At 34.2% G+C, this 16,479-nt stretch carries 15 protein-coding genes; 8 read left to right on the plus strand and 7 right to left on the minus strand.

The window, feature by feature from the left end; all coding sequences use genetic code 11:
- Positions 1–16: 16 nt before the first annotated feature.
- From atpC to DWB61_RS01375, 3 genes are all read left to right on the plus strand, one after another.
- Positions 17–253, plus strand: a complete 237-nt coding sequence (gene atpC, locus DWB61_RS01365; protein WP_125029099.1) for an ATP synthase F1 subunit epsilon — start codon at positions 17–19, stop codon at positions 251–253.
- Positions 254–510: 257 nt separating this feature from the next.
- Positions 511–1,503 (plus strand): dihydroorotate dehydrogenase-like protein, encoded by a 993-nt coding sequence (locus tag DWB61_RS01370; RefSeq protein WP_125029100.1) that lies wholly within the window; start codon positions 511–513, stop codon positions 1,501–1,503.
- Positions 1,504–1,678: 175 nt separating this feature from the next.
- Positions 1,679–2,545: a carboxypeptidase-like regulatory domain-containing protein gene (locus DWB61_RS01375; RefSeq protein WP_156190145.1), complete on the plus strand. Its 867-nt coding sequence runs from the start codon at positions 1,679–1,681 to the stop codon at positions 2,543–2,545.
- On the opposite strand, the gene cls is transcribed toward DWB61_RS01375, so the two are convergent.
- On the minus strand, positions 2,542–4,008 hold the full coding sequence (cls, locus tag DWB61_RS01380; protein ID WP_125029102.1) for a cardiolipin synthase: 1,467 nt from the start codon (positions 4,006–4,008) through the stop codon (positions 2,542–2,544). The genes DWB61_RS01375 and cls overlap by 4 nt on opposite strands.
- Before the next feature lie 76 nt (positions 4,009–4,084).
- Between cls and prmC the strand changes: the two genes are divergently transcribed.
- From prmC to DWB61_RS01400, 4 genes are all read left to right on the plus strand, one after another.
- Positions 4,085–4,945, plus strand: coding sequence for a peptide chain release factor N(5)-glutamine methyltransferase (gene prmC, locus DWB61_RS01385; RefSeq protein WP_125029103.1), 861 nt, complete (start codon positions 4,085–4,087; stop codon positions 4,943–4,945).
- A gap of 38 nt (positions 4,946–4,983) precedes the next feature.
- Positions 4,984–5,475 (plus strand): regulatory protein RecX, encoded by a 492-nt coding sequence (locus DWB61_RS01390; protein ID WP_125029104.1) that lies wholly within the window; start codon positions 4,984–4,986, stop codon positions 5,473–5,475.
- A gap of 72 nt (positions 5,476–5,547) precedes the next feature.
- On the plus strand, positions 5,548–6,939 hold the full coding sequence (locus DWB61_RS01395; protein ID WP_125029105.1) for an LPP20 family lipoprotein: 1,392 nt from the start codon (positions 5,548–5,550) through the stop codon (positions 6,937–6,939).
- Between the two features lie 99 nt (positions 6,940–7,038).
- Complete coding sequence (locus DWB61_RS01400) at positions 7,039–7,638, plus strand: hypothetical protein (RefSeq protein ID WP_125029106.1); 600 nt, start codon at positions 7,039–7,041, stop codon at positions 7,636–7,638.
- A 75-nt stretch (positions 7,639–7,713) separates the two neighbouring features.
- Here the strand turns inward: DWB61_RS01400 and DWB61_RS01405 are convergent, their stop codons facing one another.
- From DWB61_RS01405 to DWB61_RS01430, 6 genes are all read right to left on the minus strand, one after another.
- A complete protein-coding gene (locus tag DWB61_RS01405) occupies positions 7,714–9,300 on the minus strand; it encodes an aspartate:alanine exchanger family transporter (RefSeq protein WP_125029107.1) in 1,587 nt (528 codons plus the stop codon).
- Positions 9,301–9,473: 173 nt separating this feature from the next.
- On the minus strand, positions 9,474–10,184 hold the full coding sequence (pepE, locus tag DWB61_RS01410; RefSeq protein ID WP_125029108.1) for a dipeptidase PepE: 711 nt from the start codon (positions 10,182–10,184) through the stop codon (positions 9,474–9,476).
- Positions 10,185–10,315: 131 nt separating this feature from the next.
- Positions 10,316–12,322, minus strand: coding sequence for a tetratricopeptide repeat-containing sensor histidine kinase (locus DWB61_RS01415; RefSeq protein ID WP_125029109.1), 2,007 nt, complete (start codon positions 12,320–12,322; stop codon positions 10,316–10,318).
- Between the two features lie 230 nt (positions 12,323–12,552).
- Positions 12,553–13,626: an outer membrane beta-barrel protein gene (locus DWB61_RS01420; protein WP_125029110.1), complete on the minus strand. Its 1,074-nt coding sequence runs from the start codon at positions 13,624–13,626 to the stop codon at positions 12,553–12,555.
- Between the two features lie 190 nt (positions 13,627–13,816).
- Entirely contained in the window at positions 13,817–14,902 is a 1,086-nt protein-coding gene (locus DWB61_RS01425; protein ID WP_125029111.1) for an anti-sigma factor family protein, read from the minus strand.
- Between the two features lie 41 nt (positions 14,903–14,943).
- On the minus strand, positions 14,944–15,429 hold the full coding sequence (locus DWB61_RS01430; RefSeq protein ID WP_125029112.1) for an RNA polymerase sigma factor: 486 nt from the start codon (positions 15,427–15,429) through the stop codon (positions 14,944–14,946).
- Positions 15,430–15,597: 168 nt separating this feature from the next.
- On the opposite strand from DWB61_RS01430, the gene DWB61_RS01435 reads away from it, so the two are divergent.
- A complete protein-coding gene (locus DWB61_RS01435) occupies positions 15,598–16,416 on the plus strand; it encodes a 5'-nucleotidase, lipoprotein e(P4) family (protein ID WP_125029113.1) in 819 nt (272 codons plus the stop codon).
- The last annotated feature ends 63 nt before the right edge of the window (positions 16,417–16,479 follow it).

A 16,479-nucleotide genomic window follows, 5' to 3' on the forward strand; every position in this document is an offset into this window, starting at 1 on the left:
CTTTAAATTGATAAAAATGCTTTTAGAAATTGTAACTCCTGAGAAAAAAATGTTTTCGGGTGAAGTTGATCTAATTCAACTACCAGGGATTAGTGGTTCTTTTGAGATTCTTAAAAACCACGCACCAATAATCTCAACACTTGATCGAGGAGTGATCAAGATTAAGACCTCTGACGGACAAGAAGTATTGTTCGAAGTTGATGGAGGTGTCGTTGAGTGTAAAAAGAATATCGTAACGGTTTTGGCTGATTAAGCTAATAAGTTTCATCATATTTTAAAGGCTTGTCGTTTTTCGGCAAGCCTTTTTGTTTGGCTATGTTTCTAGTTATGAATTACTGATTTGAATTAACTATATTTATATAAAGATTATCGATTTGAATTATAGGATTGTCTGACTTAAATTTGTTTTATCGAGATTTTAAGATCTACATGTCGTTTTATTATGTACTGATGAATCTCAATCAAAAAAAACAAAATCCAAACAATAAACATCTACTAAAACAAAACCCTATGCCAAACTTAAGTACAAGCTATTTAGGACTTGAATTAAAGAACCCAATTATTGTAGCAAGTTCAGGTCTTACTGATTCTGTTGAAAAAATTAAAGAACTTGAAGAGAACGGTGCCGCAGCCGTTGTTCTTAAGTCAATCTTCGAAGAAGAGATTGTTATGGAAATGGACGAGCAAATGTTGAATATGACAAGTCGCCCATACATCTATCCTGAAACTTTTGATTATATGAGCAATGAGCCTGAAGAGGATCTTGTTCGCAAGTATTTACGTTTAATAAAAGAAGCTAAGGCTGCAGTCTCTATCCCAATTATTGCAAGTATCAACTGTGTGAGTTCACAGAAATGGACTTATTTAGCTCGCGAAATTGAAAAGGCTGGTGCTGATGCATTAGAAATTAACTTCTTTGTTTTACCTACTGATTTGAATCGTTCTGTTGATGAGAATGAGAATATTTATTACGAGGTTTTAAAAGCCGTTAAGGAACAAGTTGCTTTGCCAGTTTCCTTAAAGATTAGTCCTTATCACTCTAACTTGGCTCATATGGTTAAGAAATTAGATGATTCAGGAGCAGCAGGAGTTGTTATGTTTAATCGTTTTTATAGTCCAGATATTGATATTCATAATTTAAGTTTAAATACGGGCCAGGTCTTATCAGGAGCTGATGATTTCAAAAATACGCTTAGATGGGTCGGTATTCTTCGCGATAGAGTTAAGTGTTCAATCGCTGCGACGACGGGTATTCATTCTTCAGAAAGTATTATTAAGCAACTTTTGGCTGGTGCTGATGCTGTTCAACTAGCTTCAATTATTTATAAAGAAGGTGCAGGCTATATCGATACTTTAACAAAGGAGATTTACTCTTGGATGGAAGAACAAGGTTTTGAAAACCTGAGAGATTTTCAGGGCAAGTTGAGCCAGGACAAATCCAATGATCCTGCTGCCTTTGAAAGAGTTCAATTTATGAAACATTTCAGAAACTTTGTAATGTAATCTTGTAAAGAAATATTTTAAGCCGAATCGATTTTTATTGATTCGGTTTTTTTATGCCTTATTGTTAGTTATTCTGAGAATAATAAAGGAGGTTAATCTCTGTTAAAAAATGTAATAAGCTGGGAATCTCTACTTTTCAAATGATATCTTTATGTACCACTAAATAAAACTAGCTTTGAAAACATTTTATATTTTCCTCATATCACTTTGTAGTTTTGTCCTATTTCCTCTTATTTCTGAAGCACAAGAATCAGAAGAAGTTGAAAGTTTCATCCTCTCTGGAAAGGTGGTAGATGCGTCTACACTGGAAGGAATTCCTTTTTCACATATTAAGCTTGACGATACTTATTGGGGGGTTATTTGTGATAGTCTTGGTTTCTTTAAAGTTACCGTAAAGCCCAATCAAAATCTAAAGGTATCTTCTTTGGGATTTGCTGAAAAAATCACTCCAGTTACAAGCGAAGTTACCGATGGATCAGCTTTTCAAGAAGTGTCTCTGGAAAGAGTGAGTTTTATGCTAGAGGAAGTTGATATCTACTCATTAGGGACTTGGGGGCAGTTTAAGGAAAATTTCGTAAAAATGGAGTTGCCAAATGAAGAGAATATTGCAGCTAATTTTGATTATGGAAATTTGAGAGCTATATATGGCACTAAAGAGGCTCCAATCCCGGGAATGTTAAAAGGTTTTGGTGTTGGAGGTGGAATTGGTTTTAATGGAAAAAGTAGAGATAATAAATCCAGAGAGCACGTTGCTAAGTTAAAATCCAGAGAGTATAAAGTTGAGATTTTAAAGAATAAATTTAATAAGCAATTAGTTGAAGATATTACACAAGAGAAAGGGGCTAGACTTGAAGCTCTTATGGTGTATATTACAGAAAGAGAACATTTCACCTACCAAACTCGAGATATCTATATTCAACAAAGGATCAAAGCTCACTACGATACTTTTGTTCTGGAATATGTAGAGGGTGAATATAATTATGCTATGGGGGATAGTACTAAAACACTTAAAAATCACCTACGTCCAGTTGATAAACATTAAAGTAAGGGAGCGAAGATTCTAGCCATAGATTCTTTCAGTTTTTGGGCTTTTGAGCGCTTTTGCCAAGATATTAAATCTATTTGATCACTTTGTTCAAGGTCTTCTAAGAAACGTGTCCTAAGCTCAAGGGTGATGTTTTCATCGTAAACAAGGGCATTCACTTCAAAGTTCTGTTCGAAACTTCTGATATCCATATTTGCAGTTCCAACCGTAGAGATAATACCATCTACCATCATTATTTTACTATGATTGAAACCAGCTTTGTAGAAAAAGATTTTCACACCTGCTTCCAATAATTCTTCTATGTACGATAGAGTGCCGTAAAAAGTCATTGTAGAGTCTGATTTTTTCGGTATTAAAACTCTAACGTCGACACCACTCATAGCTGCTGTTTTTAGTGCCATTAGGATACTTTCGTTGGGCATGAAGTATGGCGAAGATATATACACATTTTGTTTAGCAGAGGCAATCGCCGAGAAATAGGATTGTAAAATACTTGCCCAGTCGGAGTCTGCTCCTGAAGAAACGATTTGTATCAGACAGAGTTCATTCACCTTGAAATTGGGACGGTATTTCTCATCTAGAAGGACTTCCTGACGGACAAAATACCAGTCGATAAGAAAGACAATCTGCAAACTACTGGCCGCTTCACCTACGATTTTCAAATGGGTGTCTCGCCAAATACCGATACCTGGAATCCCATATTTATAGCGATCAGCAAAGTTCAAACCCCCTACAAATGCTGTCTTCCCATCGATTACGATAATTTTTCTATGATTACGATAATTAATTCGACTAGTTAAAATGGGGAACCGAACTGGTAAAAAAGCATGAATCTTAATTCCAGCTTCACGCAAGCTATTAATATATTCCTGGCTAAGTTTCCAACTGCCAACAGCATCATAAATAATTCTAATTTCAACACCCGCTCTTGCACGTTCCAAAAGGATTTCTCGTAGTTCACTTGCTAGTTCGCTATCTTCAATGATGTAGTACTCCAGGTGGATATGTTCCCTGGCTTTACGAAGAGACCTGTATATTTCAGTAAAGGTTTCTTCGCCATCATTAAGAATATTAACTTTATTATGCCCGGTAAGTAGTGCTTTAGAGTTGTTTAGCAGTAGTGTCATCACATTCTTTTTCTCATGAATGCGTTCATTTTTCAGGTATTCATTTATCTCAAGTTTTCCCTTCTGATCCTGACTTAAGGTTTGTAACCATTTAAGGTCACCAAGCTCTTTTAGGTTAAACATCTTTTGTTTTCGATAGCTTTGTCCGAATACCAAATAAGACACTAAACCAATTATAGGTACAAGAATAAGAACTAGAATCCAAGAGATTGTTTTTTGTGGACTTCGGTTTTCTAGAATGACAACAATAAGCGTAAAAACGATTGTTAGGGTATAAATTATACCTATCAATCCGAAAAGGTAAAGCCATATGTCATTCCAATTGAAAATCATAAGTTTTTTAAGGCTATATTTTATTAACTAAATGCATAGTGAGAAGATTTGTATATTTGCTTAAAATTCCAATAAAATGAATTCAGATCATACCATAAAATCAATTCAAGATCTTTTTAAAGAGGAGCTTAAAGCTGTTTTTCCTCAAAGAGAAATTGAAAGTGTTACTTATATTCTTCTCGAACACCTACTAAATTACTCAAAAATTGAGATTCATTTGAATAAGAATGAAAAAATTGAACAAAATATTTTAGATGAGATTTGTAAGGCTTTGGGAGCTTTGAAAAAGTCTGTACCTATTCAGTATGTGATTGGTGAGACAGAATTCTACGATCTAACTTTTAAAGTGAATGAACATACCTTGATTCCAAGACAAGAAACAGAGGAGTTGGTTCATGCCATTATTAATGAGAACAGAATTATAAGTCCTAAGATTCTTGATATAGGAACGGGTAGTGGTTGCATTCCTATTGTTTTAGCTCATAATATTACAGGTGCGAATATTAGTTCTGTGGATGTTTCTGAGGGAGCGATCGCGACCGCAAAGGCAAATGCACAGTTAAATCAAGTTAAAGTTGATTTTTATCATCGCGATTTTTTAAAGTGGGAAGAGTTTTCCTGGGATAAGGATTTTGATATTATAGTGAGCAATCCACCTTATGTGAAAGAATCAGAAAAAGAACTCATGGCAGATAATGTCCTTTCTTACGAACCGCATACTGCTCTTTTTGTAGATGATAATGATCCCCTTATTTTCTATAGACGGATAGCCGAATTTGCAAAAAATCATTTAAAAAAAGGAGGTAAACTTTATTTTGAAATTAATGAAGCATTAGGTCAGGAAATGATTGAATTACAGGAGTCTCTTGGTTTCTCTTCAGTTCGATTAATGAAAGATTTAAATGGCAGAGACCGAATGACTTCTGCAGAATTGTAATATTTAAGTAAGTCTAAAATACTAAATAGTTCTTGACAATGTATCCAGAAGATAAAAAAGCCAAAGAAATTAGTTATTCTTCAGCACTTTCAAAGATGCAATTCATTTGTAGTCGACAGGAAAAATGTTGCTCAGATATCAGAAAAAAGCTTGATAACTGGAATCTGTCTTACGATGATAAAGATAAGATTATTCAATCTTTGATAGATGATAAGTTTCTTGATGAGAGGCGTTATACGGGTTTTTATGTACGTGATAAATATAAGTTTAATAAATGGGGACGTATAAAAATCTCGCATCATCTAAAGCAAAAGCAAATTCCTGAACACATTATCATGGAAGCTTTGGATAGTATATCGGAGGATAATTATGAAGAGAATCTGGAAGATATACTGACTTCAAAAATGAGAAGTACTCGCGAAGAAGATCTATATAAACTTAAGGCCAAACTTTATCGTTTTGCGCAATCAAGAGGCTTTGAGTCGAATTTGATTTTAAGATATATCGAAAAATTAGTACATAAAGATTAATAATCGTTCAACCAGTTACATGTTTCTTGTTAAGAATCTTTACCTTTAAATTTCATCCAAATAAGAATATATATGATTAAACTTTTACGCCAGCTTTTTTGTCTATCTCTAATCATACTCGTTTTCTCAAGTACAAGTTATGCAGGTCGTCGTCCTCCAAAGTGGGTTAAGAATCGACCAATTTCTTCGGAGTATTATATTGGTGTATCCGTTGTTAGTAAAGATGTAGATAATTATATGCAGTTAGCTAAAAATAAAGCTTTGCAAGATTTAGCATCTCAAATTTCTATCAATATTTCATCAAATTCGGTATTACATCAGTTTGAAGACAACACGAGTTTCAAAGAAGAATTTGAGTCTCAGGTTAAAACATCTTTGGTTCAGGAATTAGAAGCCTATGAATTTGTTGCTTCTTGGAACAACAAAAGAGGGAATGAATATTGGGAATATTATCGTTTATCGAAAGAACAATATGCTTTATTGCAGCGGCTGAAATTGAATAAGGCTAAGAAACTAGCTCAGAATTATTTTGAAGAAGCTACGAGATACGAGGATAAGTTGGATATGATTCAGGCATTAAGTTATTACGCAAAGTCAATACAAGCCTTAAAGAAGCATCTGGATCAAGATTTATCGGTGATGACGTTTGATGGCTCGATAAATTTAGGGACCGAAATTTATAAACGAATTCAGAATATCTACACAAGAACTCAACTTGTACCGGTAAATAAAAATATCAAAATTGAAATCTCTACTTCAGTAAAAGATCCATTCTTAGTAAAAGCCAGCTGGACATCTGCGGAGGGGGAGAAAGAGCTTGTGAACCTACCTCTTAGTTTCGATTTTGTAAGTGGTGGTGGCTTGTTGAATAAGCAGGCCAATACCGATGAGTTTGGTTATGCTTCGTCTCAGTTGATTCGTGTGACATCCAAAGAGAAACTTCAGAAAGTTAAGGCTGCTTTGGATCTGTCCACCATATTGAATCAGAATGATGAAGATTATGAGCTTTATAAAATTTTTCTAACTCCTGAATTAGCTCCTAAATGCACAATTATTCTAAATGTAGAACGCTTGAAAGCTTATATGCTTTTTAGTGAGAAAATATTTGGTATAGATTCTAAACGATCTATTCTTAAAAATGCGATTAAAAAAGAATTGTCTGAGAATTTCTTCTCGTTTACAGAAGATAAAGACAGTGCTAATGTAATTTTAGATGTGAAAACCAATGTTACCAAAGGGGAAATAAAAGAAGGTCGTAATTATAAGGTTCACATTGTTTATCTGGATTGTTTTTTCTCGCTGACAGATATGAAATCGGGATTTGAAATTTTCAATGATGCGATTTATGAAGTGAAAGGGATGAAGCCTGTGAGTTATAATTATGCTGTTAAAGAAGCCTACGAACAAGCTGTAGAGGAAATTCACAATACTATTGTTCCTAAATTGAATCAACTTGATCTTTAATCGAGATCGAAATATAATAATGAATCAGAATAGTAAAATCATTCAGTTTTAAACCGATACACAGATTGTATTTTAATACTGAAGTATAAATTGAAATCTATGAAAGCGAAAAATTTGAAACAAGTTTTTATCCTAGGATTAGGAATAATAATGACTGCAGGATTAAGTTCATGTGGTTCTAGTGAAAAGGTTGTATCTGCAAAGTCGCAGGGAGAAGAATTAATTGAAGTATACTGCACTGGTCCTGATTACCAAAGTGACAAGAAGAACTTCAGAGCTTCTGCTATTGGAGAGAGTTTAGACCAAATGGTTTCTAAGAAAAAAGCGGGAACTAATGCTCGTGCTGAGCTAGCTACTTTGGTCGCATCTACAATTAAAGGAACGATTGACAACTACATTAATTCTACCGAATTGAATAATGTTGAGCAAGTAGAGGAGCGTTTTGAAGGACTAACTCGTGAAGTTATCAATCAGCAATTGAATAATATTAAAGTAATCTGTGAGAAGCAAACTCGTACAGCTCAGAATAAATACAAGACTTATATTGCTATTGAAATGAGTGGTGAAGATTTAGAAAAAGCAATCGAGCAAAAATTATCTCAGGATGAGAAGTTGAAAGTTGATTACGATTACAATAAGTTTAAAGAGACTTATGAAGCTGAAATGCAGAAATTAGAAAGTAAGCAAAGAGGATTTTAATCTCGGGCTTTTCAATAACACAAAAACAGCGCTTATCCTCATGGGTAAGCGCTGTTTTTTTATATCCAGTATACTTTAAATCATACTAATAAGTTGCACACAGATGATTAAAAATACCATCGCAATAGGATAAACAGTTGCGTATGCAATAGCTTGCGCATTCGAGTCTGTCATGCCATCAACAGCAGCTAAGCCTGGCGTGCTGGTCATGCTTCCTGTGAGCGCACCTAAAAGGTTGAGGAGATTCATTTTTAACCAATAGTGACCGATGAGTGTCGTTATGAGCATTGGAATAAGCGTGATAACAATACCAATTCCGAAAAGGAGCATTCCTGACTCTTGAAAGGTTTCTACGAGCTTAGAGCCTGCGCTAGTACCTACTACAGATAGAAACATGAGTAAACCTAATTGGCGAAGTAATTGATTGGCTGTGCCAGACATTGTCCATAGAATGGGGCCTGTCTTTCCAATTCGACTAAGGATGAGAGCAACCATTAAAACACCGCCTGTTAATCCTAGTGAGAATGTAAAATTATCAGAAAATGAGATTTTAAGTTTTCCTACTAATACCCCTAAGACAATACCAGTTGCGATTGGGAAGAAGTCTGTGTCAGATAATTTCTTTAGGTCATTACCAAACAGATGACGAACATTATTGATATTTCCTGTTCCGCAAGCCACAATTAATTTGTCCCCAAATTTAATGACTGACTTAGAACTTGGAGCAATATCAATTCCAGCTCTTCTGATTCTTGTAATTCTGGCATTGTAATTCGAAAGAACATTTAGTTGTCCAATGGTTTTATTCACCACTTCTTTATTGGTAACTAATATGGTTTCAACAACGTAATCAATACTTAATGGGATTTTTTCCTGAGTCTCTTCACCAATTAAAATTTTAGCTTTTTCAAGAGCTTGATCAGTTCCAATAAGTTTAATAATATCATTCTTATGGAGAATTGTATTTGGGCTAGGTACAATTGTTTTACCCTCATGCATAATACGGGTGATATTTGCTTGAGTCATGGCACGAACTTTTAGTTCTCTTATGCTTTTTCCAACAATCTTTTCATTTTCAACAACAAAATTTCTATTGAATAATTCAGGATGTTTCTTTAGATCTTCGTCTTCTAATTGTTTTGCTTCAGCATTAATGTCAACGCCAACTAGTTTTGGGTACAAGCGAACGAAAAGAATAACACCAATAACTCCAAAAGGATAAGCAATACCATAACCAATTGATGAAAGGGTAGAGCCAGTACTTTCAATAGCGGCAGCAAGACCTGGCGTACTCGTTAATGATCCAGTTAGTAAGCCTACCGCAATATTTAGATCGACATTAAAGGCAAAAGCCAGACCTATAGTTATCAAGGAAGCACTAGAGATGAGTACAAAAGCTAAGATAATAAGCTGACGACCATTCTTTTGAAATGATTCAAAAAAACCGGGTCCAGCTTGAATTCCAATGGTGAAAATAAATAAAGTAAGCCCAATTTTCTGGATATCGACAGGAATGCTAACACCGAAGTGTCCAAAAACCAGAGCGACAAAAATAACGGCTGAAACATCAAGAGAGATGCCTTTAATTTTAATGTTGCCAATAACGAAACCTATTGCTACTATAAGAAATAGGACGAAATAACTTGACGATAATAGATCCATGAGTAATGATAATATGATGTGATTTTAAGGCTGCAAAGTTATAATAGTTTTTTATAAATAAGAGAGGTAGGTCTGATTTGTATTTCTATTGTTGCGGGAACATATGTGCAGTAAAAAAAGAAAAAGCGACTTTCTGATTGAGAAAGTCGCTTGAAATATGATCTGACATTTTTCTATTTCATTAGGAAATTGAAATCGTCAGCAGCTTTTAATTCGTAGGGTTCAACACCATTTCTAAAAATACGACATTCGCGATTTCCAATTAAACTAATCTTACCATCTTCAACCAAAAACATAGTTGCTTCGCGTAAGCCAGCAACGTACATATCAGGATTGACAACCAAGAATTCATTAATTCTATCTTCACGAGTTTCGCCACCGTGACCTTCAGGGTTCTTGTCCAGATAATGAGGATTGATTTGGAATGGAATCAGGTTTAGGGCTTCGAATCCTAGTGGATCGATAATAGGCATATCGTTGGTTGTCTTAATGGTTGGACAAGTTAAGTTTGAGCCTGCACTCCAACCAATATAAGGTGTTTTACCATTAATAACCTTTTTGCGAATAGCATCTGTTAAGTTAAATTTATGAACCATGTGTAATAGGTTCCAGGTACTACCTCCACCAACAACAATAGCTTCAGCTTCTTCAACTGCTTTAATTGGATCTTCGAAATGATGAATAGAAACAATATCGTGTCCTATTTCGTTAAATCGATGCTTTACTTTAGCTTCGTAGTCATCGAATGAAACAGTAACACCTGCATAAGGAATGAATAGTGCTTTTACTGGTTTCTCACCTAAAAAAGCTTTGATGTTATTTTTCGGGTAATCTAAATATTCTTCACCTGGATTGGTTGAGTTACTAATTAATAATAGTCTCATTATCTTTAAATTTAGTTTAAGTATTTCTGTTTAGAAAAAACATAGATCTCCAATTCATTAAGTAATCAAAACACTTTGAGATGCTTTAAAATATAAACCCATGAATAAGAATTCGTGTTAAAAACCTAAATTTAAATATTTAGTAGGGAAAAGCTGTCTTCTTTTTTGACTAATTCTGAAAATCTTCGTTTACTCAGTGGACGGCGAGGGACTGTAAATGTAAAGGTACTTCCTTTATCAACCTCGCTTTGAACATTAAACCAACCGTTATTTTTTGCAAGAAAGTCACGACAGAGTGCTAAGCCAATTCCAGTTCCTTTTTCGTTGGCAGTTCCATCCGTTGTAAAGCCTTTGTGTATATTCTGAATTTGGTCTTTACGCATACCAACACCATTGTCGATAACCGATACACTAACAAAGTGTTCCTTTACTTCGGTACGTATCTCTATAATTCCACTTTTATTGGTAAACTTAATGGCATTTGATATGAAGTTCCGAAGTACGGTATGTACCATATTTCTATCACAAAAAACATCAATTTTATTATCGGTTGATGTAAAGATCTTAATGGATTTTATTTTTCCTAATTCCGAAAGTAATTCTAAGTTTGAAAGAATGATAGACTCTAAATCGACCATCTCTAAGCTCGGTGTAATTGAATGACTTTGGTTTCTGGCCCAAGCCAGTAGGTTTTCTAAAAGTTCGTACGAATTATCAGCCGAATGGAATAAGGATCCCAAGAATTCTTTGGTTTCTTCTTCGGAAAGAACAAGATCTTCCTCAGTTAATAACATTCTAAGTCCGTTGCTAATGTTACCAACCGATCCTCTCAAGTCATGAGCAATCAAAGAAAACATTTTATCTTTTGTCTCATTCGCTGTTTTTAATGCATCTTCACTTCTTTGGAGCGCCTCTTTTTTTTCGAACATTTCATCAGCATGCTGATCGGCCATGCTTTTTTCAAGTTGCAGAATTTCTCTTTGTTTCCGATTGTTTCTTATTCGAATAAAAAGGACGAAAAAACCAACAATGAGAGCAAGTAAAAGAGATAATCCAATGGTGTACTGTCGGAATATCTTAATGTCTTTGCTTTGATTGAGTTCTGTAAGTCTCTGATTTTCTATGTCTTTATTTCGTGTTGCCTGTTGAACTTCGAGATCGGTAATGTTATTGGTTTGCTGATCTCTAATAATAGAATCTTTATAGGCTTGAGCTTTCTGATAGGTGCTTAAAGCTTCAGAATATGATTTTTTATTTGTGTAATATTGAGATAGATAATCGTAATAGGAACTATAAAGACGATGCGATTTTAATTTCTTAGCAATAGCATGACCTTCTTTTAAGTGGGTAAGTGCCTTATCATTCTCATTATGCTTTAAATAAAGTACTCCCAGGTTTAACTCAAATAAACCAACATTATAGTTTAAGCTATTGTCTCGATGATAACTAACAGCTTCTTTATAAACTTTAATTGCCTCTAAAATATTCCCCTTCTCAGTGTAAAAAGTTCCAAGGTTATTGAGAGCATCACAAACAAGTTCATCATCATTTAATTCTTTAGCAGATTCTAAACCTCTATTTAGAAAATCCAAAGCAAAAGTGTCCATGTTTCGAGACTTGTAATACAAACCCTTAAGACTTGTACACCTGGCTAAACCTTTTTTGTTTTGTAAAAGATTAAATGTAGAATTTGCCTCTTCACAGAATATAAAAGATTTTTTATAATTGCCCAATTGATGATAGACGATCCCCAACTGAAGAGTAATTTCTGCATTTATCTCCAAGAATTTATATTGCTCGGAAAATCGTTTGGCATCGAGAAGAAATTTTAAGGATTGATCATGTTGATTATTGATATGATAGGCACGGCCCAAATAATACATCGCTTTTGCAACCTGTTCGTTGTAGTCGAGATTTTTAGCCAAAGCCAGAGCTTCATTGGTTAGTTGAATGGCACGTGGAGTGTCAAATTCCCAATGAGCACGACTATACTCTAGAAAATTTTCTAACTTGTCTCTACCTGAGGTGTTTGCAGTGAGGTTTTTTAGGCTGTCAATTTTTGTTTGAGTTCCAGAATTGGCAATGCTTATCTTTACAATAAAACAGAGAATGATGAATATGTAGGTAATTTTTTTCACAAATATGAATGCATCTTTATATTAGTTCAATCAAATAAATGCCTTAGATCATTTCGGGCAAGTATGCTGTTTTATAGTAAGATCAAGAACTAAAGGTTAAAATTTAAATTGCAATATATAACATTAATGTGATATTTTTTGATGTTCATCAGGATAATTTGATAACTCACAAAAAAGAAAGAGTGCTACGCAATATGCATAGCACTCTTTTATAGTGAAAAGGCTTTTAGTTAAAAACGAACTAAGGTTAAACCAATGGTATATGGTGTTAATTCTGGGCCTTTATTTTTTCTAAAGAAATCAGTCATACCGTAGCTTGCAAATAGATTGATTGCTCTATAACCCAAGCGAACTTGTGCACTGTAACGGAAAGCCTGCAGATTGTAATCGTCTCTGTCTTTGTCCTTATGGGTATTACCCTTTCTTTTATATTTGATCTTAGTGTGGGTTCCTAATCTCAAACCTCCAACTAGACCTGCAGACATATGAATTTTGTGATCATTTTTAACAGGAATTTGGAACTCCATTAATAAAGGAACAGTCAAATATAGAGAAGTTAATTTAGATTTTTTCACACTCCAATCGGGATTAATCGGATCTGGATAAATCATACCATCATCACCTTCTGATAAAGTAATGTTTTGATCGAAACGGTAATTGTTCCACTCCAAACCCATACCCGTTACTAAGCCAATATTGGTTTTAGTCTTTTGCAAGCTGATATCGTATTGTAGGAAATTAAGGTTTACTGCTATTGATTTCGCTAGATTTAAATCCATAAAATCATTATTCTTTGCTGGATAATTTGAATAATCAGAATTTGCAAATGCATTGATTCCCATTTCAAAGCCAGACCAGTGCCCCCTAAATGATGGTTTCTTATAAGTTTTTGTTTCTTCATCCCATCGACGTACTTTCTCAATTCGGATTCGAGTACCGTGCCATCCATCAATGATATTAATTTGCTTGCGTCCAATTCGAATTTTTGTAGTATCTGAATCGTCTTCAAAATCGGCAAAGTTTCTTACCGAAACTTTAGTTCCTTTTGAATTTTCAACAACTTTAAGGAAATCCTTGTTTAAGACCTTTACTTCAGTTGTGTCTGAATAAGTACTTTTCTTTTTAAATTCAGTAGCTCGATATTCAGGCTTATTCACTGGCTTCTTTTTTTTATTTGACCAGTTATCTTCAATAATAATTCTCTTCTTTTTTAGGCTGTCAGTTTTCAAACTGTCTGTTACAACCTGTGCCTGAGTTCCTAAAGCCAGGATTAACACTAATGTTAATAGTAGGTATCGTTTCATATCGTTAAAATTTCAGTCGTTTATTAAAAAGAGAATCTAAAAGAGACTCTTTCGAACCAATAGATGTATGTCTTAAATTATTTGATTGTAATCTGATCAGATCTTAATTTCTACTTGAATAAAGTTTAAAATCAATAATAAGACGAAGAAGTATTAGATTTGTTACAAGGAGAATGATCTTATGTGAAAATTACTTCACAGGGGTAGAAAAACCAATACCTAAAGTATTGAATGCGACTCTTGTTTTATCCGTTTTAGGATCGTATTTTTTCTCAAGATTAATTTTTTTACCAGCGAGTTTACCAATTTGACTTACACCATAGCTTGCAATTTTAAGCAGCGTTGATTTTTCTTTGACTTCATCGTCTCCTTTACTCGCTCTCCATGATAGTCCAAGCATAGCAAGGCCTGTATTTTGAATCTCGGTAGGGATCTTTTTTTCGGTGATATCAATATTTATTTCTGGCAAATCTGTATTCTTGATCGCAAGGGTTTTACTTTCTGCAAGTAGTTGTTTAACGTCAACCTTATCAATAGACTTCTTAGTTGAAACATCAGCTCTGATAGGAAGAGCATCCATTTTTATAATCTGTTTATTTTGAATTTTACCTTTGACTGCTGGCTCTGAAGTTTTCTTATCTTTTTTTTGCTTTTTATTATTTTCTACACTTTTTAAAGTGCTAATTTCTTTTGTGATATTTGTTTTTACGGAATCAGATGCTGTAATCTGCATGCTTGTATTCTGAGAAACTTGCTCATTTTTTAAGCCAGTTGGGTTATTTTCAAGCTCACTTGTCCAAACACTAAATAGAATGGCAATTGAGGCTGCAGTAGCAAGAGTGGTATAAACAAATTGTCTGATGATAATTGTTTTGTTTCTCTTTTTAAGATTTTTCTTGTTCTTAAATACATTGGAAACATCAGCTTCAAGTTTTGTTTTGTGATAAAGTGCAAGATCTTTCGCTTTATCTGGATTTGAGATAACAAATTCTTCAAAAGCTTTAGATTCATACGAATCTAAATCACCTTCAAGTTGTGCAATACAAAAGTCATCGAAATTTTCTTTAAAAGGAATGTCTTTTAAATGAACTGCTTTTTCGGATACAGTCTCTGCTTCACATTTTAGATCCATGTCCATCATTTCATCCAATTCCTCTTTTAAATCAGGGTTTTGAGCAAGAAACGACTCCAATGCCAGCTTATCCTTGGCACTGATTTCTCCTTCTATATAATCGAGGAAGAATTCTTCGTAGTTGTTTCGTGTAATGAGGTTCATAATTTACTTTCTGTCTTCTATTATTTGAATCTTAATCCTGTTTAAATGATACTTTCCATATGGCCTATATACTCTTTCATCTTCTTTCGTGCTCTATAAATATAGACCTTAACCTGCGATTCACTGAGCTCAGTTATGTCCGCAATTTCCTGATAGTTATAACCTTCATAATCTCGAAGTAAAACGACTGATCGTTGAATATCTGATAGCCTTTCCAATGCCTGATCTAGGATCTCTTTCAAGTCGGTATAATGTTGCGAGTGTGAATAAGCACTGATATCCACCTGATCAAAATCTTCTTTTCGTTTTTCTCGCCTAATTAAATCAATCATTGTTCTATAGGCCGTTGTATACAAATACGATTTTACTTTCAGAAAATTGATATTATCCACATTCCGCCAAAGTTTTTCGAAACTATCTTGTACAATATCACGCGCCTTATCCTCATCTTTTATGTTTTTTAGGATAAAACGATATACTCCATCAGAGTGTTGATCGACGCTTATATTGTACTCTTCTAGTTTCATAGGTATTCTTCTCTAAAACGAATGGCTTTTTAAAAAGTTACAGACTCCAGAATAAAATTTAAAAAATTAATTCGCAGGCTTTAATTTTGATCAGTTTTTGTTTTTTATCTTCGTACTAAATACCATTTTGTAAATTCATCCCAATTTAAACATAAAATTTCAATTGATATGAAGAAGCAAATTTATAGCGTCCTTGTTTTTGCATTAATTTTAGGTGCTTGTACTAACTCAAATACAGCAGTAAAGCCAGAAACAAATAAGCAAAACGATTATTTAACGATGTCGACCCTATGGTATCAGAGAGCTTCGGAATGCAGAGCTTTATACTATCAGGCATTTAATTTTGCTAAACACTCTTTAGTAGTAAATTTGGCTGAATCTAAGAATGATAAACCCCAAGCAGTTGTTGTTGATATAGATGAAACCGTCTTGGATAATAGTCCTTTTGAGGCTTACTCGGTAAGAACGGGAAAGTCGTATTCTGAAGAATTATGGCATGAATGGACAGATAAAGCAGGAGCACAAGCAACTCCAGGCTCACTAGAGTTTTTAAAGTTTGCTGAGTCAAAAGGTGTTGAGACTTTTTATATTTCGAATCGATCTGTGAGTGAAACCGCGGTAACACTTCAAAACCTTAAAGCCTTAGGTTTTCCTTTTGCTGATGAGGCCCATATGCTATTAAAAACAGATACCAGTATTAAAACGGTGCGAAGAAATAAAGTTTCAGAAACACATGAGATCCTAATATTGGCAGGCGATAACATTGGAGATTTCGATGAACTTTTCGAAGATCGGAACCAGAATTTTGGCTTTGAAACTGTAGATGCTCATCGAGCTGATTTTGGTAAGCGTTTTATTATTTTGCCAAATCCGATGTACGGTTCGTGGGAGAGAGTCGCCTTTAAAGGGCAAAGAGGATTAAATCCAGAGCAAAAAAATGAGCTTAGAAAAGAAGCTTTATTGGGATATAAAGAATTGGGCAATTAATCTCTAGCAGATTTCTATATAAAAGAAAACCTCTCAACTAATTAAGCTGAGAGGTTTTTTTTA

This window comes from Ancylomarina euxina (assembly GCF_003863355.1).
Taxonomy (GTDB): Bacteria; Bacteroidota; Bacteroidia; order Bacteroidales; family Marinifilaceae; genus Ancylomarina; species Ancylomarina euxinus.